Source organism: Wenyingzhuangia sp. 2_MG-2023 (genome assembly GCF_030548295.1).
Classification (GTDB): Bacteria; Bacteroidota; Bacteroidia; order Flavobacteriales; family Flavobacteriaceae; genus Wenyingzhuangia.
Genome location: NZ_JAUOSB010000002.1, coordinates 449,435 through 473,180 on the forward strand (window position 1 = coordinate 449,435; position 23,746 = coordinate 473,180).

The window sequence follows — 23,746 nt, forward strand, 5'->3', positions numbered from 1 at the left end:
AATTTTTAAATTTATTTGGCATTATTCTTGAAAATCTTAATCCAAAAATTCACCAATTCTATTACAAAATGCATTTACTATTTTCCTACGGAACCTTACAGTTAGAAAAAGTTCAGCAAGAATCTTTTGGAAGGACCTTAACAGGAACTCCAGATACTCTTAAAGGATACAAATTAGGGAAACTTAAAATTACTGATGCAGACGTACTTGCAAAAAGTGAGCAAGAATTTCATCCAATTGCTGAAATTTCTAAAAATAATAACGACCAAATAAAAGGAATTCTTTTTGAAATTACCCAAGAAGAGCTAGACCAAGCAGATGCTTATGAAGTGTCTGATTACAAACGAATAGAAGCCACTTTTGCCTCTGGTATAAAAGGGTGGATATATATAAAATCATAATTCAATAAAATAAATAACTATGAGCACATTAAGATTAGGTGACATTGCACCAGACTTTACCGCACAAACTACAGAAGGTGAAATTAATTTTCACGAATGGTTAGGAGACAGTTGGGGAATTTTATTCTCTCATCCTTCAGACTACACTCCTGTTTGTACTACTGAATTAGGAACCGTTGCTAAATACAAAGAAGAATTTAACAAAAGAAATGTGAAAATTGCTGCATTGAGTGTAGATGGTGTAGAATCTCACCACGGATGGATCAAAGACATCAACGAAACTCAAAATACAACTGTAAATTTCCCAATCATTGCCGATGAAGATAAAAAAGTATCTGACTTGTACGATATGATTCACCCAAATGCTGACAACACCTTAACTGTTCGTTCTGTATTTGTAATTGGTGCTGACAAGAAAGTAAAATTGATCATTGTATATCCTGCTTCTACAGGAAGAAATTTTGATGAATTGTTAAGAGTAATTGATTCTTTACAATTGACAGCTTACCACAAAGTAGCAACACCTGCAAACTGGAAAAATGGTGAAGACGTTGTAATTTCTCCTGCCGTAAGTAACGAAGAAATCCCAACTTTGTTCCCTAAAGGACACAAAGAAGTAAAACCTTATTTGAGAGTAACACCTCAACCAAACATCTAAAATTGTTATCCAATTTTTAAACTCCATGATTTATTTCATGGAGTTTTTTTATTTTAGGCAAATCACAACCAAACATCAAAACATGCTAAAACTCAACAAACTTCATCATGTAGCCATTATTTGCAAAAACTACCAGCTTTCTAAGGAATTTTATACAAACGTTTTAGGCTTTACTATACTACAAGAAATTTACAGAAAAGAAAGAGATTCATATAAATTAGATTTGTGTCTAAACGGAACTTATATTATTGAATTATTCTCCTTTCCTAACCCACCACAAAGACCATCAAGGCCCGAAGCGCTTGGATTAAGACATCTTGCTTTTGAAGTAGATGATATTGAAGAAAATGTGAAAATTTTGCAAGATAAAAATGTAAATGTAGAACCTATTAGAATGGACCCACATACGGGTAAAAAATTCACTTTCTTTGCTGATCCAGACAATTTACCTTTAGAAATTTATGAAAACTGATTCTTTTAGCACAAAACACAAAATTGTTTATTTTAACAAATGACAACACAAAATCAGTTAATTCTGTACAAAAATTCATCAATAAGGTTTCAAGTCATTTCAATAAATAATCTTAGAATTGTACGCTACATTCATAAAGTATATTATTAATCTTTATCAGCTAAAATAATAAAATGAAGAATAAAAAAGATCTCGTCATTGCCTCACAAGCCCAAAGTGCAGCAGGAATAAAAGCTGTGTATATTTCATTACAACAAATTTTTAGCAGAATGTCTTTTCAGAACTCTTTTAAAGTACTGAGTAAACTGAATCAGAAAAAAGGAATGGACTGTCCTGGTTGTGCATGGCCAGATCCTGATCATAGATCTAAGCTGGGTGAATTTTGTGAAAACGGTGTAAAAGCAATTGCAGAAGAAGCTATGGAACGGGTGGCTGATCCTGATTTTTTTGCAAAATACAGCGTTGAAGAATTGTCTAATCAAAGTGATTATTGGCTGGGACAACAAGGTAGATTGACACATCCTATGATTTTAAGAAATGGAGAAACTCACTATACTCCTATTTCCTGGAAAGAAACCAATCAAATTATTGCGAAAGAATTAAATAGTTTGAGCAGTCCTAACGAAGCCGCTTTTTATACTTCAGGAAGAACTAGCAACGAAGCTGCCTTTTTATATCAATTATTTGTACGAATGTTTGGAACAAATAACTTGCCAGATTGCTCTAACATGTGTCACGAATCTAGCGGGGTTGCACTATCCAAAACCGTTGGAATAGGAAAAGGATCTGTTACTTTAAATGATTTTAACAAAGCAGAATTGATTCTAATTTTTGGTCAAAACCCAGCAACCAATCACCCTAGAATGTTGTCTACTTTAGAAAAGGCTAAAAAAAATGGAGCTAAAGTAGTTGCCATCAACCCACTAAAAGAAGCTGGATTGATCAACTTTAAAAACCCTCAGAGTCCAAGCGGAATTTTAAAAGGGGTTGATATTGCCGATTTGTATTTGCAAATAAAAATAAACGAAGACGTTGCTTTGTTAAAAGCTGTAATGGCTAAATTATTTCAACTTACTGCGACAAGACCTGAAGTATTAGATCATGAATTCATCAACAACAAAACTGCTGGTTTTACGGAATTTAAAGAGGAAATCTTAGGTCATGACATAGAGAAACTCATTCAAAAAACAGGCATAGCAACAAGTGAAATTGATATTTTGGTTGATTTAATTGCAAATAGAAGTAAAATTATTGCTTGTTGGGGAATGGGATTGACCCAGCACGTTAATGGTGTTGATAACATTCAAGAAGTCGTCAACCTTTTATTGATGAAAGGAAGCATTTCCAAAGAAGGAGCTGGTACTTGTCCGGTGCGTGGACACAGCAATGTACAGGGAGATAGGACTATGGGAATTGCAGAAAAACCGTCCAAAGAACTACTTGATAAAATTAGTGAAAATTTTGGTTTTACACCTCCTAAAGAACATGGGTATTCTGTAGTAGAAGCTATTGAAGCTATGTATAAGGGAGAGGCCAAGGTTTTTATTGGAATGGGAGGAAATTTTTTATCTGCAGCACCAGACACCAACTACACAACCAAAGCACTAAACAATTGCAATCTTACAGCTCATATTTCTACCAAATTAAATCGTTCTCACTTAACTCCTGGTAAAACCGCATTGATTTTACCTTCTATGGGAAGAACTGATACTTTTGTAAAAAATGGTAAGGAACAATTTGTAACGGTAGAAAACTCAATGGGAGTTGTTCATACTAGTAAAGGTATGTTAACGCCTCCTTCTGAATTTGTGGAAAGTGAACCTGTGATTGTTGCCAACATTGCCAAAGCTACATTGAATCAAGACAAAGTAGACTGGGACTTTTTAACAGAAGACTACAACAATATTCGTGATCTGATAGAAAAAACTATTTCTGGATTTGAAAACTACAACCAAAGAATACAGCAACCTATTGGTTTTGAGTTACCAAATGGTGCCAGAACTGGTGAATTTACAACACCAAACAAAAAAGCAAATTTTACAGTCAATAAAATCAACGAAATTACTGTAGAAGATAATGAATTTATCATGATGACCACCCGTAGCCACGACCAATTTAACACCACCATCTATGGTTTAGACGATCGTTATAGAGGAATTTACAATGGTCGTATGGTTGTATTTATGAATCCAAATGACATTTATAAATTAGAATTAAAAAAAGGAGATAAAGTTTCTTTGTACAACAACTACAACAACGTAAAAAGACAAGTTGATAATTTTTCTGTAGTACCTTACAACATTCCTAAAGGGTGTTTGGCTACTTATTACCCAGAATCAAACCCATTAGTTCCCATTAATTTAACGGCACATTTAAGCCACACACCTTCTTCAAAATCAATAAAAGTTAAAATTAAGCGATAAAACTACGGAAAGACACAGTAAAGAAGTTCTGTAAGTAAAACTAGAAATCTGTAAATTTGGGGCAGGTTTAGTTTACCACACTTTAGTTTTATTAAATACCCCACTAAAATCCTCGTCTATAGTTATAAATGAGGATTTTTTTTATTTTTTAACAACACTAGTTCTTTAGTACTAGTTTAGCTCAAATTTTTATATTAACTTCATGCTTACCAAACCCCTTAAACCCCATATGAACTATGAATAACAAAAGTTAATTCTCTAAAACATTGTTTATCAAATATATAATTTTTATTGATATATGTTTTTAAACAGTATTTTTTATGTTTTTTTGCATGTGAAAAAATAAATTAATTTTATAATAGTCAAAACCATAGATTCCTATTTTAATTAATTAAAAGTAATATTTACCCCAAACCAGACTAACAATGGTTATTATTAAATAACAAATGAAGATTACGGACTATAGCATATTCGATAACATGATAGAGGGCGTACAAGTCGTAAATAAAAAATGGCAGTACGTCTATGTAAACGATTCAATGGTTGTTCACAGTAAACTAACCAGAGAGGAATTACTTGGTCATACAATGATGGAAAAATACCCTGGTATTGAAGAAACAGATATTTTTGCTCCTATTTTGAAAAGTATGACTAAAAGAGTTCCAACTCAAATAACTACTGAATTTAAATTTCCAGACGAAAGTAAAAATTGGTTTAGTTTACGTATTGAGCCTATTCCTCAAGGAATTCTTATCATGACGTATGATGTTACACTTCAAAAAAGAGCTGAAGAAGAATTATTCAAAATGAATGAGCTTCTAGAAAATTTAGTAATTGAGAGAACTCTAGAACTTCGTGAATCACTTGATCGTCAGAAAAAACTTATTAAAATGAAAAGTTCATTTATCTCCATGGCTTCTCATGAATTAAGAACCCCTTTAGGAATCATCTTAACCAGTGCAAATCTTGCAGAAAAATACACGGAAAGTTCTCAACAAGACAAAAGAGAAAAACATTTTAAAAGAATTAAATCCTCTGTCAGAAATCTTGTAGAAACACTTAATTACTTTTTAACCGCTGACAAATTAGGGCATGGTAAAGTAGACACCACAAAAGAACAATTTGATTTTGATGATTACCTAAAAGACCTTTTAAAACAATTTGAAGAAATTCTCAAGAGAGGACAAAAAATTAAATATTCCTTTAAAGGAGATAAAGAAATTGTTAGTGATAAAAAAATAATTAGAAACATTATTCAAAACTTAGTTTCTAACGCTATTAAATATTCAAAAACGGATATTGAATTGAATATTGTTGTTGATCCTAAAATAATAAAGATTGAAGTTATTGATCATGGTATTGGTATACCAAAAGATCAACAAGGTGAAATGTTTGAAAAGTTTTTTAGAGCCAAAAACACCTCAAACATCCAAGGAACTGGATTGGGGTTAAATATTGTAAAACATTATCTTGATTTGTTAAATGGTCATATTTCTTTTACAAGTGAAGAAAATATAGGAACTACATTTACCGTAAAGCTTCTTAATGAATTGACATTAGAAAAAGAAAGGGACAAACTATATTCTTCTAACAAAAGAAATTAACAACCACAAAGAAAATTACAAACCTCTTAAATTTTTCTTAATAATCTTAAGAGGTTTGACTTATTTGTTAGGTACTTACAATTCACTTTTATCTATAGACAAATCCTTTAACTAGCAAATATTTTCTACGTGTACCCAATATTCTTTTTTAAGTTATTTTCCTTTTATAGAAACTAAACTTATTCACTTGACAAAAGAACATTTATTTCTCCATATGCTATTTGAAGTATATATCATAGATATTTTTTCGCTTAAAATACATTAAACAATTACTAGTTTCAACAATCTAAAGCCACAAACTAGTACTTTTCTTATCACCACAGCTTTGTTACTAACATATCTAGACAGCCTATTCACCTACGTGATACGTATGACTTTATGTTCTTTGATCTAAAACACCATACCTTTAGAAACACCTAGCTATTGTAATCTTTAATTACCTCGAGTCTGATTATAGCTTTCAAAATACAACAACTCATAGGCTCTATTTTTAATTTACACCTTATTTTAACAAGTAACATATATACAAACAAAATTACAACCTAGCCCATTCTTTTGTTTCATCCACCATCATTTCATAACTAACAGTTATCTACTATAACTAAATCGGTTTCGTATGATTATCTATTAATTCTACATTTGAAATACACATAAACATAATTATTCAATTTAAAAATCATTACAATTATGAAAAAAATCATTTTATTCAGTCTATTGATCTTTACCAATTACGTGCTAACAGCACAAAAAACAGAGAAAGATTACGAACATAGATATGATGCTCCATGGCAGCAAAAAACACAACAAGCCACTACTTTTATAGGTTACGGAATAGACAATGCACCAGATTTTCATGGAGATATAAACAATCCTGATTTGGTAATTTTTTTTGCAGGAAATCAATACATGGTTGTACCAGAATTATTAGCTGCATTTAAAAAAGAACATCCTGAATACACACGTGTATTTGCAGAAACTATTCCACCAGGAATTGAAGAGTCACAACAAAAAAGTGGAACCTTGGTATTTGGAAATATGAAAATCACACTACAACCAGATGTAGTAACAGCAGGAAAAAGCAGAATTATTGCGCAAGAAAAAACACACGTACTAAAAAATACCTATGCTTATGCTAAAAATAAATTGGCAATTATGGTACAAAAAGGAAATCCTAAAAACATAAAATCTTTGATAGATTTGGCGAGAGCTGATGTAAAAGTAAGTATGCCTAATCCTAAGTGGGAAGGAATTGCAACAAGAATTGTTAAAGCTTATGAAAATGTTGGTGGCCCTAACTTAACAACAACCATAATGGAAAATAAAGTAGAAAAAAACAACACCTTTCTCACTACAATTCATCATAGAGAAACACCTTTAAGAATTATGTATAATAATTCTGACGCAGGTCCTGTTTGGTATACTGAAGCCTACTATCATTCAAAACTAACCAATCATCCTATAGATATGATTACTATACCTGATGAAAACAATGTATCAACAGTCTACATGGCTGGGATTTACAACAATGCTCCGCATCCAAAAGCTGCAAATCAGTTTATAGCTTTTTTAGCTACCGATCTAGCACAAAATATTTACAAAAAATACGGATTTGACACCATTAAAAACTAAAAATCATGAAAGCATTTAACTTAATCGCTTTACTAGTACTTCTATTTTTTGGATCAAAAACAACTGCACAAGAATGGAAAAACCCAATTATTAAAGAATATGGTCGTATAAAATATTACAGAGATGCAGAAATACTTCCCAACAAACATTTAGACTATAAAATTATTTTTGACATTAAAGATGCTAAGGAAAAGGATGGCGTTAATAAAGTTTTATGGCATATTGCTAGACAAATAAATTTATTAGGTGCCGCTGAAATTCCCCTTAAAAAAATTCATATAGTAGCTGTTATTCATGGCCCTGCAACATCTATTGTTTTATCAGACAACAAACATCAACAACTATATAACAAACACAATCCCAACTTAGAAATTTTGAAAGCTTTGACTAAACAAGGTGTAAAAATTTATGTTTGTGGACAAGCGGTAGCAGAAAACAATATAGATCCATATTCAGAAATGAATCCATACATACACCTTAGCTTATCTGCTCTAATTACCATTCCTAACTACGTCCTAAAAGGATACGTATTAATGCCGTAGTAAAAAAATCTAAGACTCTTACACTACCCTCTACAATTATTTAGTCTTTCCTAAATAACAGACTTCTCATGCTTATATCTCAATAAAAAGATAAAGAAGAATTAAACAAAATAGAATGAAAACAGTTAAAACTATATCAAAAGCATTGATAATTCTTTGCCTACAACTTGGTCTTATCGCTTGCAAAAAAACAGAAAAAAAATACAGTGCTTATTTAGAATTGCAAAAAGACACATTGACATCAGAAACACAAATATTTACTTCTGATCCAAACATCCTAAAATTCAACATTAAAAACATAGATCAACATCCTCCTAAAGGGTTAAATATTGAATTGATTAAATATGGTTATAAATTTTTAACAACAACATCTCGTTATGTGGGTTATGTGGTTAGCAATCCTAAAAAAAGATACGCTGGAAACAATTTGGCTTGTGTAAACTGTCACATTAGCGGAGGTACAAAGGCTTATGCAGGTTCTTGGATTGGTGTTATGAGTAGTTATCCTGCTTATAGAACCAAAAACGGTAAAGTAAATGATATTTATATGCGTATTAATGGATGTATGGAAAGAAGTATGAACGGTCGTCCCTTAGAAAAGGATTCCAAAGAAATGCAAGGAGTTGTAGAATACTTTAGATGGCTAAACACAGATAAAAAACTAAATTATTTACCACAATACAAAGGATTTTTAAAAATTGATTTACCCAAAAGAGCTGCTGATACAATAAAAGGAAAAGCTCTTTATAATAAGGAGTGTTTTTATTGTCATGGTACTAATGGTAGTGGAATATTTTTTGACGATAGAAATGTATCTAAAGGATATGTATACCCCCCACTATGGGGAAAACAATCCTACAATCTAGGAGCGGGAATGGCTAAACTTGGAACCTTAGCTGGTTTTATAAAAGGAAATATGCCTTATGGTGTTGAAGCTAATGACCCTAAAATTTCTGATGAAGATGCTTATGACATTGCTGCTTATGTTAACACAAAGCAAAGACCTAGTCCTCCTGATTTAGAACAAGATTACCCAGATAGATTGACTAAAGGAGCAGATATTCCTTATGGACCTTATGATGATATTTTTCCAGAAATTCAACATAGAATTGGTCCCTTACAACCTATTAAAAGATATTACTTGCAACAATTAAAAGAACGAAAAAAATAAAAAATAAAAAGCCCAAATAACTTTAAGTTATTTGGGCTTTTTGAAATGTAGTACTGAATTCTTACAGTTCCATTTCTTTTAAATTTTCAACTTTATTACGCTCTAAAAAGGCATCAATTGTTTCAAAATGTTCTATTACTCTCTTTTCTTTGAATTCAAAAACTTTTTCTGACAATCCTATTAAGAAATCACGATCATGAGAAACTAAAATCAACGTTCCATCAAAATTCTGCAAAGCCTCTTTAATCACATCTTTAGAACGTAAATCCAAGTGGTTGGTTGGCTCATCTAAAATCAATACGTTTACGGGCTCTAATAATAATTTTACCATGGCCAAACGTGTTTTTTCTCCCCCTGAAAGCACACCTACTTTTTTCTCAATATCGTCACCCTTAAACATAAAGGCACCTAAAATATTCTTAATTTGTGTACGAATATCACCTACCGCAACATTGTCTACCGTCTCAAAAATTGTAAGTTCATTATCCAATAAAGAAGCTTCATTCTGTGCAAAGTATCCCACTTTTGCATTGTGACCCAAACCGCAAACACCTTCAAAATCAATTTGCCCCATAATCGCTTTGATCATGGTTGATTTTCCCTCACCATTTCGCCCAACAAAACTTACCTTTTCTCCCCTAGCAATGGCCATATTCGCATCTTTAAACACCACATGATCTCCATAAACTTTGCTCATATTCTCCACTTTAACAGGATAATCTCCTGAACGCGGAGAAGGTGGAAAACGAAGTCTTAAAGAAGAAGTATCTACCTCATCTACTTCAATAATTTCCATTTTTTCAAGCATTCTTTTTCTAGAAGCTACCGAAGAAGCCTTAGAATATGTTCCTTTAAAACGCTCTATATACAATTTATTATCTGCAATTGTTTTTTGCTGCTCATCGTAAGCTTTTTGTTGATTAGCTCTACGTTCTTTACGCAATTCTAAATAATGTGAGTAATTTGCCTTGTAATCGTATACCTTTCCCATAGAAACTTCCAATGTTCTATTGGTAATATTATCTACAAAGGCTTTATCGTGAGAAATTACAATAACCGCTTTTGCTTTGTTCAGTAAAAAGTTTTCTAGCCAAATAACCGATTCAATATCTACGTGATTGGTAGGCTCATCCAACAATATCAAATCTGGTTTTTTCAATAAAATTTTAGCCAATTCTATACGCATTCTCCATCCTCCACTAAATTCAGATGTAGATCTGCTGAAATCCTCTTGTGTAAATCCTAATCCTTTTAAAGCCACCTCTACTTCTGCTTCGTAATTTACATCTTCTAATGCATAGTACTTTTCACCCAAATCTGACACACGTTCAATAATTTTCATGTATTCATCAGATTCGTAATCAGTACGGGTTTCTAATTGCTTGTTCAACTCTTCCATTTCAGATTTCATAAGAAAAACCTCATTAAAAGCCTTTGATGCTTCTTCTACTACCGTACAATCATCATCTATTAATAAGTGTTGTGGTAAATAAGCAATAACGGTATCTTTAGGACAGCGTATTCCTCCTCTGGTAGGAGTTTGCATACCTGCAATAATTTTCATCATGGTAGACTTTCCAGCACCATTTTTCCCCATCAAGGCTATTTTGTCATTTTCATTAATTACAAATGAAACATCACTAAAAAGCACATGTCCACTAAATTCTACCGCTAAATTATCTACAGAAATCATAAATGTATTTTTAAAGCCCCAAAAATACAAAAAAGTAACCCCAGAAAACCATCCAGAGCTACTCTTATTTTGTACGTGAAATAAATTAAAAATTCTTGCCATAACTGACTAATGAAATGGCAAGAATAACTAGAAACTATTAAAACTACCTTTTATAAAATAATAAAGTGCAGACTAATACGTATTAAAAAGATTCTACGATACATTGGTGTTTCTTAGCAGATAAAACCAAATTCTATCAAACATTAAACTTCCAGAATTTACAGCATAAGGGGATTTCAACCTAATAAATATTGTTTCCAAAAATGTATCTTTCCTTATACTGACAAAACAACTTTTCATCTCAAAAAACTCTCAATTTTATTCAATTATGTTGACGGAAAACACACAACGATCGTAGAAATTATAAACACAAAATTAAATTAAGTATTTATACGTACAAAACTAAGTAATGTTTTATAGAATCCAAAAAGAAATCTAGTCTATTTTAAATTTCCAAACATGTAAAGACATCATAAACAATACAATACCTAATAAAAGCTGAAATACACAAAAATCCACCACTAACATAGATAGTGGTGGATTTAAAATATTTATATAACAAATGTATTAACTCAGTAACCTATTATTGTTTAGGCAGAAAGCAATTCATCTTCTTTAGAAAATTTAATAGTTAACGAAACCAACGCTGCTACAACCACTAAAATACCGATGACAAAATATCCGCTAGAAACCGCATCTGAAGAAGCTGCAGATTGAGCTGCTTTGACAACTGCTTCACTAGCTCCTTGTGTCTCTATAATAGCTGCTTTTTCTGCAACTGCTGATTTAGATTTTAATAAAATTGCAGCTAAAAATGCTCCAACATTCCCCCCTGCTCCTACAATTCCACTAATAGAACCAATCGCTTTTTTATTGATAAATGGAACTACCGAAAAAGTTGCTCCTTCGGCCATTTGTACAGACAAACTAAACCCTATTAAAAATGCAAATGCCACTATAAAATTATCAACTCCAGAAAATAGCATCAACATCATCCCTTCTATAGCTAAAATTACAGTTAAGAAAATTACACGTCCTCTCAACCCTTTTAATTTACCAAATTTATCTCCAAAAAAACCTCCTAAAGTTCTTGCAAAAATATTCATCAAAGCAAAAGATAAAACCAAATTACCAGCTGTTACACGCTCAAGTTGAAATGTATTTTGTAAATAATCATCCATAGTTCCGTAAACCGTTAGCTCCATTCCAAAACAAGCTGCATATACCAAAAACAAAATCCAAACTCTATAATCTTTTACCGCGACACCAAAACCAGCTTCGTCTTTCTTCAATTCCGGCATCTGACCAGAGGCTTTTAAATCTTTAAAATTTCCCTCTGGAGTATCTTGTGTACAGAAATAGTAAACAATCCCCATCAAAAAACAAATCACTCCTGCAATAATCATAGAATACCTCCACGCTTCTGTTTCTGCAACACCAAAACTGATCACTCCAGCAGCAATCAAAGGCATTCCCAAACGATTGGCTCCACCTCCTAAATTTCCCCATCCTGCAGAAGTTGCATTTGCTGTTCCTACAATATTTGGAGCAAACATGATGGATGTATGAAATTGTGTAATTACAAAAGAAGCTCCAATAAAACCAATAAACAATCTACATATTAAAAACTGAGCAGGTGTCTGAACCAGACCAATAGCTATTACAGGCAAAGCACCCAAAGTTAACAACCATGTGTAACACAATCTAGGGCCATATTTATCACATAGTTTTCCTATTAGTAGCCTTGCAAAGACAGTTCCTGTAACCGCTAAAATGATAGAATTCCACTTCTGATCTGGAGTCAGCCCCAAATCTTTTACCACATACGGCATGAATGGAACAATACCAAACCAAGCGAAGAAACACATGAAAAAGGCTATGGATGTGATCCAAAAAGTTTGAATAGGCTTACTCTTTAAATTAAATAATTCTAATTTTGTTGCTTTAGATGAAGTTGACATATTTCTTATTTTAACAATATACTTAACATTAACTACGTAAATATACGTAAACTATATTGCAAAAATACGTATACGAATCATTAAACAAACTATTTATTTGTTTTTTTTTACAACAAACAAACACTAAACTTATAAAAACGCTTTAAGTCATTAAAAATACAACCAGTTATTATTTTGCTCGTTTTATAGAATTCATACAACTTAATACCATTTTTAAAAACAAATTTCCTTCTGTAACTATCTATAGAGTTTGTAATGGAAACTTTGTATTTTTGCCATTAATAAAATTGAAAAATAAATGAAGAAATTAATTATACTCCTAATATTCACTATTTGTGCAACTGTTAGTGCTCAAGAAATTGGAATTAGACTTGGTAGTTTTTACAAAAGTAATGTAGCTATTGATGGTATTGTGAATTTTGAAGACAACACAAGACTCCACGGGAATATTACTTTTGGAGATGGAATAGGAGCCGATTTGTTGTATGACTTTACTGTAGAAAAACTAGCTATTGAAAAATTAGACTTTCAATATTATTTTGGGATGGGATTGTCTACTTTTATTGGAGATCCTTTTACTTTAGGAATCAATGGTGAAACAGGAATTGAATATCTTTTTAAAAAAACTCCAATAACTATAGGAGTTGATTGGAGACCACAAGTAAACATTTTAACCAAAACATCGTTAGAAATTTTACAATTTGGTTTCAACGTTCGTTACAGAATTAACGAACTATAAAACTTACAAAAATGCAAAAAAAAATAAACATCCAAAATAAGAAAGCTCGTTTTGAATACGAAATTCTAGACAAATACGTAGCTGGACTTGTTTTAACAGGAACTGAAATAAAATCCATCAGGTTGAGTAAAGCTAGAATTACAGAAAGTTTTTGTGAGTTTAACCATCAGGGAGAATTGTTTGCTATCAACATGTTTATAGAAGAATATCTATACGGTAATGCTTACAATCACAAACCTAAAAGTTCTAGAAAATTATTACTAAACAAAAAAGAGTTGAAACGTTTGTACAAAGAAGTACAAAATGTTGGGTTGACTATTGTTCCCCTTAAATTATTTTTAAATGACAAAGGTCTTGCAAAATTAGAAATTGGTTTGTGTAAGGGTAAAAAATTACATGATAAAAGACAAACTCTAAAAGACAGAGACAATAAAGTAGCTTTGGATAGAATTAAAAAGAGCTTCAATTAACACTTATTATATAGCACAGTAAACAGATTACAAGTAAATGCTACAACAACTACTCAATACTTATCAAATTATTTTAGGTTCAAAATCACCTAGAAGACAACAATTTTTAAAAGACTTAAACATTCCTTTTGAAATAAGAACTTCTGATTGTGATGAAGTTTATCCACATCACTTAACCTCTGAAAAAATCACAGAATTTTTAGCAGAACAGAAGTCAAACACCATCAAAATTTCTAACAATGAACTTTTAATAACCGCAGATACTATTGTTTGGGCAAACAACAAAGCGCTTGAAAAACCTTCTAACAAAGAAGAAGCTTGTAAAATGTTAGAAACCTTATCTGGTACTTGTCACGAAGTCATTACATCTGTTTGTATTGCTACTCATAAAAAATCGATAGTGTTTACAGACAAAACAAAAGTCTACTTTGAGGAATTGGATTCTGAAGAAATTAATTTTTACATCAATCATTACAAACCTTTTGACAAGGCAGGAAGTTACGGTATTCAAGAATGGATTGGATGGATTGGAGTTTCAAGAATAGAAGGTAGTTATGCAAATGTTGTGGGAATACCAACCAGCAAGTTGTACAAAGAGCTTAAAAACTTTTTATAAAATTCCCTATCCCATTATAAAATTATTACTTTTGTCGGCAATTAAACGTTAGAACTGTAAAATGAAAAAATATACATACACAGAGAAAAAAGATACTCGTTCAGGTTTTGGTGCTGGTTTGGCTCACTTAGGTAGAACAAATCCTAATGTAGTTGCTTTATGTGCTGATTTAATTGGTTCATTAAAGATGAATGAATTTATCAAAGAAAATCCTGAAAGATTTTTCCAAATTGGTATTGCAGAAGCTAACATGATGGGAATTGCTGCAGGTTTGACTATTGGTGGTAAAATTCCTTTCACAGGTACTTTTGCAGGATTTTCTACAGGTCGTGTATACGATCAAATTAGACAATCTATTGCCTACTCTGATAAAAATGTAAAAATATGTGCCTCTCACGCAGGTTTGACTTTGGGTGAAGATGGAGCAACACACCAAATCTTAGAAGATTTAGGTTTGATGAAAATGTTACCAGGAATGACGGTAATCAACACATGTGATTACAATCAAACAGAAGCTGCTACTGTAGCTATTGCAGAACACTATGGTCCTGTATATTTACGTTTTGGTAGACCTGTAGTGCCTATTTACATGCCTAAATTTACGGATACTGAACACGAAAACAAATTTGTGATTGGTAAAGGAATTCAAATGACAGAAGGAACCGATGTAACTATTATTGCAACTGGTCACTTAGTTTGGGAAGCTTTACAAGCATCAGAAGAGTTAGAAGCTAAAGGAATTAGTGCTGAAGTAATCAACATTCACACAATTAAACCTTTGGATGAAGAGATTATTATCAAATCTGTAGCCAAAACAGGATGTATTGTTACTGCTGAGGAACATAACTTTTTAGGAGGTTTGGGAGAAAGTGTAGCAAGAACATTAGCATTAAACACTCCTGCTCCACAAGAGTTTGTTGCTACAAATGATACTTTTGGTGAATCTGGAACTCCAGCTCAATTGATGGACAAATACGGATTGAACGCTGCTGCAATTGTTGCTTCTGCTCAAAAAGTAATACAAAGAAAACAAGCTTAGTTCTAAGATCTAAGCTTATACATAAAAAAAACCTGTGAAGAAATTCACAGGTTTTTTTGTTATAAACTGTACAAATATTAATATCTGTAGTATTCTGGTTTGAAAGGACCTTCAACAGAAACACCAATATAACTTGCTTGGTCTTCTGATAAAACATCTAATTCTACACCAATTTTTGCCAGGTGCAAACGAGCAACTTTTTCATCCAAATGCTTTGGTAACGTGTAAACATCATTTCCATAAGCATCTGCATTTAACCACAATTCTAATTGAGCCAATACTTGGTTTGTAAAAGAGTTAGACATTACAAAACTTGGGTGTCCTGTAGCACATCCTAAGTTTACCAAACGCCCTTCTGCCAATACAATTACATCATTTCCATTTACGTTGTACAAATCTACCTGAGGTTTGATTTCAACCTTAGAATCTCCATGATTGTTATTCAACCAAGCCATATCTATTTCATTGTCAAAATGACCGATGTTACATACAATTGCTTTGTCTTTTAATGCTTCAAAATGACGACCTACAATAATATCTTTGTTACCTGTTGTAGTAACTACAATATCAGCTTCTTTAATTGCATCATCCATCTTTTTAACAGCAAAACCATCCATAGCAGCTTGTAAAGCACAAATAGGATCAATTTCTGTTACTACTACTCTTGCTCCTGCTCCTCTTAATGATGCGGCAGAACCTTTTCCAACATCACCATAACCAGCAACAACGGCAACTTTACCAGCCATCATTACATCCGTAGCTCTACGAATAGCATCTACTAGAGATTCTTTACACCCGTATTTGTTGTCAAACTTAGACTTGGTTACAGAATCGTTTACGTTAATAGCAGGCATTGGTAAAGTTCCAGCCTTTACACGCTCTATCAAACGGTGAACCCCTGTAGTTGTTTCTTCTGACAAACCTTTAATTCCACCTGCTAATTCAGGATATTTATCCAAAATCATGTTGGTCAAATCACCACCATCATCTAGTATTAAATTCAATGGTTTTCTATCTTCTCCAAAGAAAATAGTTTGCTCAATACACCAATCAAACTCTTCTTCGTTCATCCCTTTCCAAGCATATACAGGAACTCCTGTTGCAGCAATTGCCGCAGCTGCTTGATCTTGTGTTGAAAAAATGTTACAAGAAGACCAAGTTACCTCTGCACCTAAATCTACCAAAGTCTCAATCAATACTGCTGTCTGAATTGTCATGTGCAAACACCCTGCAATTCTTGCCCCTGCCAATGGTTTTTGACCGTTATACTCTTCTCTAAGACTCATCAAACCTGGCATTTCAGACTCAGCCAATCTAATTTCTTTTCTACCCCATTCTGCTAATGAGATGTCCTTTACTTTATAAGGAACGTATGTTGTTTCTAAACTCATATTACTATCTTTGTTGCTTTTAGACTACAAATTTACGAAATCCTTACTACAATAAATGTCTTTATTTAAAACATTCCAAATCACACCAAATACGATTATTTATGTGTGGAAAATTACCGAGAGCCTAGATATTTTAAGGGATGTTTACTTATCTAAAAACAGTATAAATAGATTGAATTCCATGAAATCAGTCTCACATCAAAAAGGTTTTTTAAGCATCAGGCACTTGTTGAAACAAATTCAACTGAATGATGAAGATTTGTATTACAATGAATTTGGAAAACCCCTATTAAAAGATCAAAGACACATTTCTATCACCCATTCTTTTGACTTTTCTGCTATTGTAATTTCTGACCAAATTGTGGGAATAGACATTGAAAAAAACAGGGATAAAATTAAAATTATCCGTCATCGTTTTACAGATTTAGAACAAAACACACTGACAGATGAAGCATACATACAACAACTAACTTTTGTATGGGGTGCAAAAGAATCTATGTTTAAAATTCATCCATGTGGTGGTTTAAACTTTAAACAAGATCTGATTGTCAAAAACTTAAACACTAAAAATGCAGATGGTTACATTAATACAGATGAACTACAACAAAACTGCCACATTCATTTCTATCAAATAGAAAACTATTCGTTAGCAATTGCTTTGACTCTTAACCAAAACTAACATAAATCACCTAAACCACTCAAAAAGATTCTATTAACATATATTTATTAAAAATTGACAAAAGCTTTACAAAAACATGTTTTCCTACTAGTAGTTAATTAGATAAATATCACTATTATTGTCTTAGATAAAATCCCTACTTAAATAATAGGGAGTGTCTTACAAAAAAAAGTGTTATTAAAATTATCAAAACAAGTATGAGGTTAGAACAAAAACTAAGAGAGGAAATTGACAAGAGAGGTATTACAAAAGAGATGCTTGCACATCAAATGTTGGCATTTGTAAAAGGTACTCCGACTATCAAATTAGATAGAATTGCTACCCTTGGCGATGGAATTATTGAAATTAACAGCTACGACAGAAGTAAATTCATGAATATTTACAACTTGAAACAACAAGAGGTTTCTATCGTTAAATTTACTCCCGCTTCTGGTTTGGCCTCAAGAATGTTCAAAGGTTTGTCTGAGTTTTACAATACTAAAACCAACAACCCAATGTCACAATACTTTTTTAACAACTTACATAAGTTTCCTTTTTATAAAGATGTGATTATAGAGTTTCACAAACTTTATCCTTCTATTAAAAAATTAGACAATTTAACCAACAAATTATTGTTCTTAAGCTTTATTTTAAGTGACGTAGACAATGGATTGAATTATCAAAAAACTCCAAAAGGATTGATCAAATTTCACCAATACGATATTGATAACAAATCTGCTTTGGAGGAACAAATTGACGAAGGATTCTATTATGCTATTTGTAAAAATCAAACAGTAAATATTCATTTTACTGTAAGCCCTGATTTTGTGAAAAAATTTCAGAAAAAGGCTCAAGACTACATCAAAAACAACTACTCAGATTCTGGAGTAACCTTTAACATATCGTATTCTATACAAAAACCAAGTACTGATACCATTGCGTTGAATTACGACAATACTCCTTTTAAGGACGAAAATGGGAACTACCTATTTAGAGCTGGTGGACATGGAGCTTTGATTGAAAACTTAAACGAACTAGATGCTGACGTTATTTTTATCAAAAATATTGATAATGTAAGTCACCAAAACCACATGGAAGAAACCATCAAATACAAACAAGTATTGGCTGGAAAATTATTGTTTTTACAAGAAAAAATATTCCATTATTTAACACTTTTAAAAAGTAATTCTAAAAATTTAGACGTACAAGAAGTTCGTTATTTTATTATGGAAAACTTCTTTATTAGTTTTGATGATAGCTGTGATACCGATTGTTTGATAGATTTCTTGAACAGACCTATTAGAGTTTGTGGTATGATTAAAAATCAGGGAGATGCAGGAGGTGGACCTTTCTGGATTAGCAATACTGAAGGTGGTGTGTCTTTACAAATTATAGAAAGTGCTCAGGTTGACAAAACCAATAAAGAACAGTTAGGAGTAATGCACCAAGCAACCCATTTTAATCCTGTAGACATTGTTTGTTCTGTTAGAGATTTTGAAGGAAATAAATTTGATTTGACCAAGTACGTAAACCACGATGCCGTTTTTATTACAGACAAAACAGTTAACGGAATTAAGGTAAAAGGTTTAGAATTACCAGGTTTATGGAACGGTGCAATGCATGACTGGTTGTCTGTGTTTGTAGAAGTACCTATCGAAACATTCAACCCTGTAAAAACAGTAACAGATTTGCTTTCGCCAATGCACCAAGCTTAATTAAACATTGGCTTGCTCAATATAATTAGTCAAGTCTTCTTTTCTATCTAACCTACCCGTTTTAAAGTAGGTAACAGCATCATTATTGTTGATAAAGAACTTTTGAAAACCAACTTTATCAACAATATTGCTTTTGGTAAGCATGTCTCTCACCGGACCTTTTACGTTAGAAAAGAAGACTTCTATTTTTTTATCGTTATAGAAATCTATTGCTGATTCTAACATTTGTATCGCCGTACTATCTACACCATTGATACATTCACAATCCAACAAAACAAGTTTTAGTTTTTCTCCTTTTCGTTGAACTTCAAGTTGTAAAATCTCACTAAAATAATTGGCATTTGCAAAATAAACTCTTGCATCAAACCGTATAATTAAAATATTTTCATCTACTTCTACCTCTCCAAATCTTTCAATATTTCTAAAAATATTGGTGTTCGGAATTCTACCCAATACAGCTACATGAGGTCTAGAAGTTCTTGCAATCAACATTAATAGAGACAAAACCACCCCTATTAAAATTCCCTCTTTGATTCCTAAAAAAACAGTTCCTGCAAAAGTAGCGATCAACATCCAAAAATCACTTTTATTCAAGATCCACAATCTAGAAGCTTCTTTATAATCTACCAACTTAACAATGGAAACCATAATAATAGCAGCCAAAACTGCTTTGGGTAAATAATAAAAATGAGTCGTTAAAAACAACAATACAATTACAATTACCATCACCGAAAAAAGACCTGCCATAGCCGTTTTAGACCCCGCCTCATCGTTAACTGCCGATCTAGAAAAACTTGCTTTTGTTGGATATGATTTAAACATCGAACCTACCATATTCATCATTCCTAAGGCCACCAATTCTTTGTTAGGCTGTATCACAACATCATCTGTACTTTGTTCTAAAGATTTCCCTATTGATATTGTCTCTAAAAAATCTATCACCGCCAAAGTCAAAGCTATTGGAAATACATCTGCCATCATTTTATAAGTAAATGTTGGCATTTCAAAAGAAGGCAATCCTGATGGAATTTCTTTCAACACATTAACATTTGGCAAATAATCGTGAAAATAATGAAGAATTAAAATCCCTAAAACCACAACCAACAAGGGGCCTGGAATTTTTATTTTTGTGTACTTAACAAGGTATAAAATAGCAACTGCTCCTCCTCCAACTAAAAAAGTCTGAACATCTAAGTCTTGAAAATTTTTAACAAACGAATACACAATGGCTTGCAAATGACTACTTCTAGGAATGTCTATCCCCGTCAAGTTTTTCAATTGATTTACCCCAATCATCAAACCTACCCCAGAACTAAAGCCACTAATCACTGGTTTGGATAAAAAATTCACGATAAAACCTAACTTCCCAATCCCTAACACAAACTGAAAAAGCCCAACCATAAACGTTAGTAAAATAGCCAAGGAAATATATGCATCGGTTCCTGCTACCGCCAAAGTAGAAATTCCGGCAGCAACAATTAAGGAATCCATAGCTACTGGCCCCACAGCAACACGCTGTGAAGTACCAAAAATTAAATACATAATTTGGGGTAACAACGCACTATACAACCCATAAATTGGTGGCAAACCTGCAATCAAAGCATACGCAATTCCCTGAGGAATCAATACAATTCCAACAGTCAAACCACCTACCAAATCTGCTTTAAATTTTTCTTTAGAATACCTAGGCAGCCATTCTAGTATGGGAAATATATTTTTCATAGCTTAAAACAATTCTCCTTGATTGGTTGGTTTGGTAATACTCAAATGTCTGTATGCTAAATCCGTAACCTCTCTACCTCTTGGAGTTCTCATAATAAATCCCTGTTGAATCAAAAATGGCTCATACACCTCTTCAATAGTCTCCGAATTCTCACTTACTGCCGTAGCCAATGTACTAATACCCACAGGCCCTCCTTTGAATTTTTCAATAATCGTTTTTAGAATTTTATTATCCATTTCATCCAATCCATAAGCATCTACATGTAAAGCTTTCAATCCATATTTTGCTATATCTATGGTAATGGTTCCATCTCCTTTTATTTGAGCAAAATCTCTTACTCTTCGCAGTAATGCATTGGCAATACGAGGTGTTCCTCTACTTCTTCCAGCAATTTCTATTGCCGCTTCCATGCTGATTGGTGTTTTCAAAATTTGAGCACTACGCTGTACAATAGTACTTAGCAATTCTGTGTCGTAATATTGTAATCTGCTAGAAATTCCAAAACGTGCACGCATTGGAGCTGTTAGCAAACCTGAACGAGTGGTAGCTCCTATCAAGGTAAAAGGTTCTAAATTGATTTGAACCGTTCTTGCGTTGGGTCCAGACTCAATCATTATATCAATTTTAAAATCTTCCATTGCAGAATACAAATACTCTTCTACAATAGGACTCAATCTATGAATTTCATCAATAAACAAAACATCTCTTTCATCCAACCCTGTTAACAAACCCGCTAAATCTCCTGGCTTGTCTAAAACGGGACCTGAAGTAACTTTGATTCCCGCATTCAATTCATTTGCAAGAATATGAGCCAATGTTGTTTTCCCCAGCCCTGGAGGTCCATGAAACAAAGTATGATCTAGTGCTTCATCTCTCATATTAGCCGCCTCTACAAAAATCTTTAAGTTTTCTATAGCCTGCTCCTGACCTGTAAAATCATCAAAAGAAAGAGGACGTAGTTTTTTTTCTACATCCAATTCATCATTTGAAAAATTTGAATTATCTGGGTTTAAGTTTTCGTTCATTTCTAATAGATTCTACTTACAAATATAAGGTTTAGATACCAAAACAGAGAGAAACTTATAGAAGCTCCTCTCTGCATTTAAAATCTTGTTGTCTACACTACGTTTTTATATAAACAGATAGCCTACATAAGCCAAAACCACTCCATATTTCACCAACTCTAAAGTTACCACGGGTTGTTTTTCCATCATCCTTCCTATGGTAATTAGAGTTGTTAAAATAAACATTGTGATGATTTCCATACCAGCAGTTGGAATGTAAGTTATGAACGCTGACATGAATCCTAGCACAACAATGGTCAAAACCAAACTTCCTATAATATATGTTTTTTGACCTTTTGTGTATACTTTATATTCATACGTTCCTTTATCTACATACAATGGCAAATGCTCTAACTCACCTGATGCAGGAATCCAATCTGGGCCTTTTAGCAAAACATTTAATTTTCCTCCAAGAGTTGGCATCTGCTTCATTAAATGAAATAAATTTCCATAATAATGAAAAACACCTGTTAAAAAACCTCTTGAATTGATATCTCTTGTAATTCCATAACTCACCTCTTCATCTTCTCTTTGAAATGTACCAAACAATCGATCCCAAATAATCAAAACACCACCATAATTTTTATCCAAATATCTTTCATTACTTCCGTGATGTACTCTGTGATGAGAAGGAGTTACCATAAACTCTTCTATAATTCCTAATTTTGGAATTAAAGGAGTATGTAATAAAAATTGATACAAACCAATTACTAGATGTGTTCCTAAAACCATTTTAGCACTAAAACCAATAATAGGCATCAAAGACCAAAACATAACCCTTACAAATACCTGAAAAGGAGTTAAATTAAATGCTACTGAATAATTGTAATCTTCACTTTGGTGATGTATGATATGAGCCCCCCAAAACAAATTTATTTTGTGTCCAGACTTGTGATAGAAATACCATGTAAAATCAGAAACAAATACGGCAAAAACAAACCACCCTACAGTTTCTGGAATTTCAAAAATTGCAAAGTACTCATGCAGATAATGAAAATAAAAATAAATAATAGGCACCATAAAGACTCCTGCTATTCGATCAAAAATACCCATAGAAATATTTGCAATGGTATTTTCAAATCTAAAAATCGTCTTTCCTTTTCTTCGAGCAATCAAATACTCAGTACCTAAAACAAACATGACAACAGCAATTGCAATAAACAGACTTGCTTTGTCGTTTTGAGGCATCAAAGAAACTTCTCCTTTCATAATACTAAAATTTTATACAGCAAAAATAACAAAGATATTACGAACCATAAATCGGATCTTCACCTAAGTTTCACTTCTTAAAAAAATGTTAATCTGTAGTCGTAAAAAAAACATTAACACACAGATTTGTAACTTTTTTTTACTTGTTTATATTTTAAATACCTATGCCACTATAAATCATTATAATAAAAAACCTAGTAGAGGATTCAAACAATTTAATCATCTTGAACACTGTTGAGAACCTTAAAGCCTAATTTTCACTTACCCCTTTTAATGATTACTTGCCTAGAAAACCATCATTTCCTCAATTCAATATCCTTATATTTCTTTTAATTCTCCCTAATTATGGATCAAGCCCAAAAGTTGTGTGTGAATTAGGATAGCATTAATTTAGGAGTTTTTAAACTGACTTATATTGGAATTATCCTCAGACTTATTAAAACTGATCTTACCTGAATTCTTAATTGATCACTTTGATTTAGTAAAACATCATAAAAAAGAAGAAACACTTCATTTATATTTTGAA

At 32.4% G+C, this 23,746-nt stretch carries 20 protein-coding genes; 14 read left to right on the plus strand and 6 right to left on the minus strand.

The genetic code is table 11. The features are described 5' to 3' along the window. Positions 1-68 precede the first annotated feature (68 nt). The 8 genes from Q4548_RS05455 (at position 69) to Q4548_RS05490 (ending at position 8,900) form a co-directional block, all read left to right on the plus strand. Entirely contained in the window at positions 69-401 is a 333-nt protein-coding gene (locus tag Q4548_RS05455; RefSeq protein WP_303452353.1) for a gamma-glutamylcyclotransferase family protein, read from the plus strand. Between the two features lie 19 nt (positions 402-420). Next, entirely contained in the window at positions 421-1,059 is a 639-nt protein-coding gene (locus Q4548_RS05460; RefSeq protein WP_303452356.1) for a peroxiredoxin, read from the plus strand. A gap of 82 nt (positions 1,060-1,141) precedes the next feature. Further along, the gene (locus Q4548_RS05465; protein WP_303452358.1) at positions 1,142-1,531 is read left to right on the plus strand and encodes a VOC family protein; all 390 of its coding nucleotides are present in this window, start codon (positions 1,142-1,144) and stop codon (positions 1,529-1,531) included. Positions 1,532-1,704: 173 nt separating this feature from the next. Next, positions 1,705-3,954 (plus strand): FdhF/YdeP family oxidoreductase, encoded by a 2,250-nt coding sequence (locus Q4548_RS05470; protein ID WP_408068627.1) that lies wholly within the window; start codon positions 1,705-1,707, stop codon positions 3,952-3,954. Between the two features lie 446 nt (positions 3,955-4,400). Beyond that, positions 4,401-5,558: a PAS domain-containing sensor histidine kinase gene (locus tag Q4548_RS05475; protein WP_303452359.1), complete on the plus strand. Its 1,158-nt coding sequence runs from the start codon at positions 4,401-4,403 to the stop codon at positions 5,556-5,558. 687 nt (positions 5,559-6,245) lie between these two features. After that, positions 6,246-7,187 carry a substrate-binding domain-containing protein gene (locus tag Q4548_RS05480; RefSeq protein WP_303452361.1) on the plus strand — a complete coding sequence of 314 codons (942 nt, stop codon included), beginning with the start codon at positions 6,246-6,248 and terminating at the stop codon, positions 7,185-7,187. Positions 7,188-7,192: 5 nt separating this feature from the next. Then, complete coding sequence (locus tag Q4548_RS05485) at positions 7,193-7,729, plus strand: DsrE family protein (protein ID WP_303452363.1); 537 nt, start codon at positions 7,193-7,195, stop codon at positions 7,727-7,729. 115 nt (positions 7,730-7,844) lie between these two features. Beyond that, complete coding sequence (locus Q4548_RS05490) at positions 7,845-8,900, plus strand: c-type cytochrome (RefSeq protein ID WP_303452365.1); 1,056 nt, start codon at positions 7,845-7,847, stop codon at positions 8,898-8,900. A 61-nt stretch (positions 8,901-8,961) separates the two neighbouring features. On the opposite strand, the gene Q4548_RS05495 is transcribed toward Q4548_RS05490, so the two are convergent. Beyond that, on the minus strand, positions 8,962-10,593 hold the full coding sequence (locus Q4548_RS05495; protein ID WP_303452400.1) for an ABC-F family ATP-binding cassette domain-containing protein: 1,632 nt from the start codon (positions 10,591-10,593) through the stop codon (positions 8,962-8,964). Between the two features lie 632 nt (positions 10,594-11,225). Further along, positions 11,226-12,596 carry an MFS transporter gene (locus Q4548_RS05500; protein WP_303452368.1) on the minus strand — a complete coding sequence of 457 codons (1,371 nt, stop codon included), beginning with the start codon at positions 12,594-12,596 and terminating at the stop codon, positions 11,226-11,228. 298 nt (positions 12,597-12,894) lie between these two features. Between Q4548_RS05500 and Q4548_RS05505 the strand changes: the two genes are divergently transcribed. From Q4548_RS05505 to Q4548_RS05520, 4 genes are all read left to right on the plus strand, one after another. After that, on the plus strand, positions 12,895-13,335 hold the full coding sequence (locus Q4548_RS05505) for a hypothetical protein (protein ID WP_303452370.1): 441 nt from the start codon (positions 12,895-12,897) through the stop codon (positions 13,333-13,335). Positions 13,336-13,346: 11 nt separating this feature from the next. Next, positions 13,347-13,805: an SsrA-binding protein SmpB gene (smpB, locus tag Q4548_RS05510; RefSeq protein WP_303452372.1), complete on the plus strand. Its 459-nt coding sequence runs from the start codon at positions 13,347-13,349 to the stop codon at positions 13,803-13,805. 37 nt (positions 13,806-13,842) lie between these two features. Continuing rightward, positions 13,843-14,421 carry a Maf family nucleotide pyrophosphatase gene (locus Q4548_RS05515; protein ID WP_303452374.1) on the plus strand — a complete coding sequence of 193 codons (579 nt, stop codon included), beginning with the start codon at positions 13,843-13,845 and terminating at the stop codon, positions 14,419-14,421. Positions 14,422-14,482: 61 nt separating this feature from the next. Continuing rightward, entirely contained in the window at positions 14,483-15,460 is a 978-nt protein-coding gene (locus Q4548_RS05520) for a transketolase family protein (RefSeq protein WP_303452376.1), read from the plus strand. Between the two features lie 77 nt (positions 15,461-15,537). Here the strand turns inward: Q4548_RS05520 and ahcY are convergent, their stop codons facing one another. Next, positions 15,538-16,851, minus strand: coding sequence for an adenosylhomocysteinase (gene ahcY / locus Q4548_RS05525; protein WP_303452378.1), 1,314 nt, complete (start codon positions 16,849-16,851; stop codon positions 15,538-15,540). A gap of 181 nt (positions 16,852-17,032) precedes the next feature. On the opposite strand from ahcY, the gene Q4548_RS05530 reads away from it, so the two are divergent. Together Q4548_RS05530 and Q4548_RS05535 are read left to right on the plus strand one after the other, a co-directional pair. Beyond that, the gene (locus Q4548_RS05530) at positions 17,033-17,530 is read left to right on the plus strand and encodes a 4'-phosphopantetheinyl transferase superfamily protein (protein WP_303452379.1); all 498 of its coding nucleotides are present in this window, start codon (positions 17,033-17,035) and stop codon (positions 17,528-17,530) included. 197 nt (positions 17,531-17,727) lie between these two features. Then, positions 17,728-19,224: a DUF4301 family protein gene (locus tag Q4548_RS05535; protein ID WP_303452381.1), complete on the plus strand. Its 1,497-nt coding sequence runs from the start codon at positions 17,728-17,730 to the stop codon at positions 19,222-19,224. Here Q4548_RS05535 and Q4548_RS05540 read toward each other — a convergent pair whose 3' ends face one another. The 3 genes from Q4548_RS05540 to Q4548_RS05550 form a co-directional block, all read right to left on the minus strand. Continuing rightward, positions 19,225-20,946: a SulP family inorganic anion transporter gene (locus Q4548_RS05540; protein ID WP_303452383.1), complete on the minus strand. Its 1,722-nt coding sequence runs from the start codon at positions 20,944-20,946 to the stop codon at positions 19,225-19,227. It abuts the gene before it with no gap. 3 nt (positions 20,947-20,949) lie between these two features. Then, complete coding sequence (gene ruvB, locus Q4548_RS05545; RefSeq protein WP_303452385.1) at positions 20,950-21,972, minus strand: Holliday junction branch migration DNA helicase RuvB; 1,023 nt, start codon at positions 21,970-21,972, stop codon at positions 20,950-20,952. Between the two features lie 105 nt (positions 21,973-22,077). Continuing rightward, entirely contained in the window at positions 22,078-23,220 is a 1,143-nt protein-coding gene (locus Q4548_RS05550) for a sterol desaturase family protein (protein ID WP_303452387.1), read from the minus strand. Between the last annotated feature and the right edge of the window lie 526 nt (positions 23,221-23,746).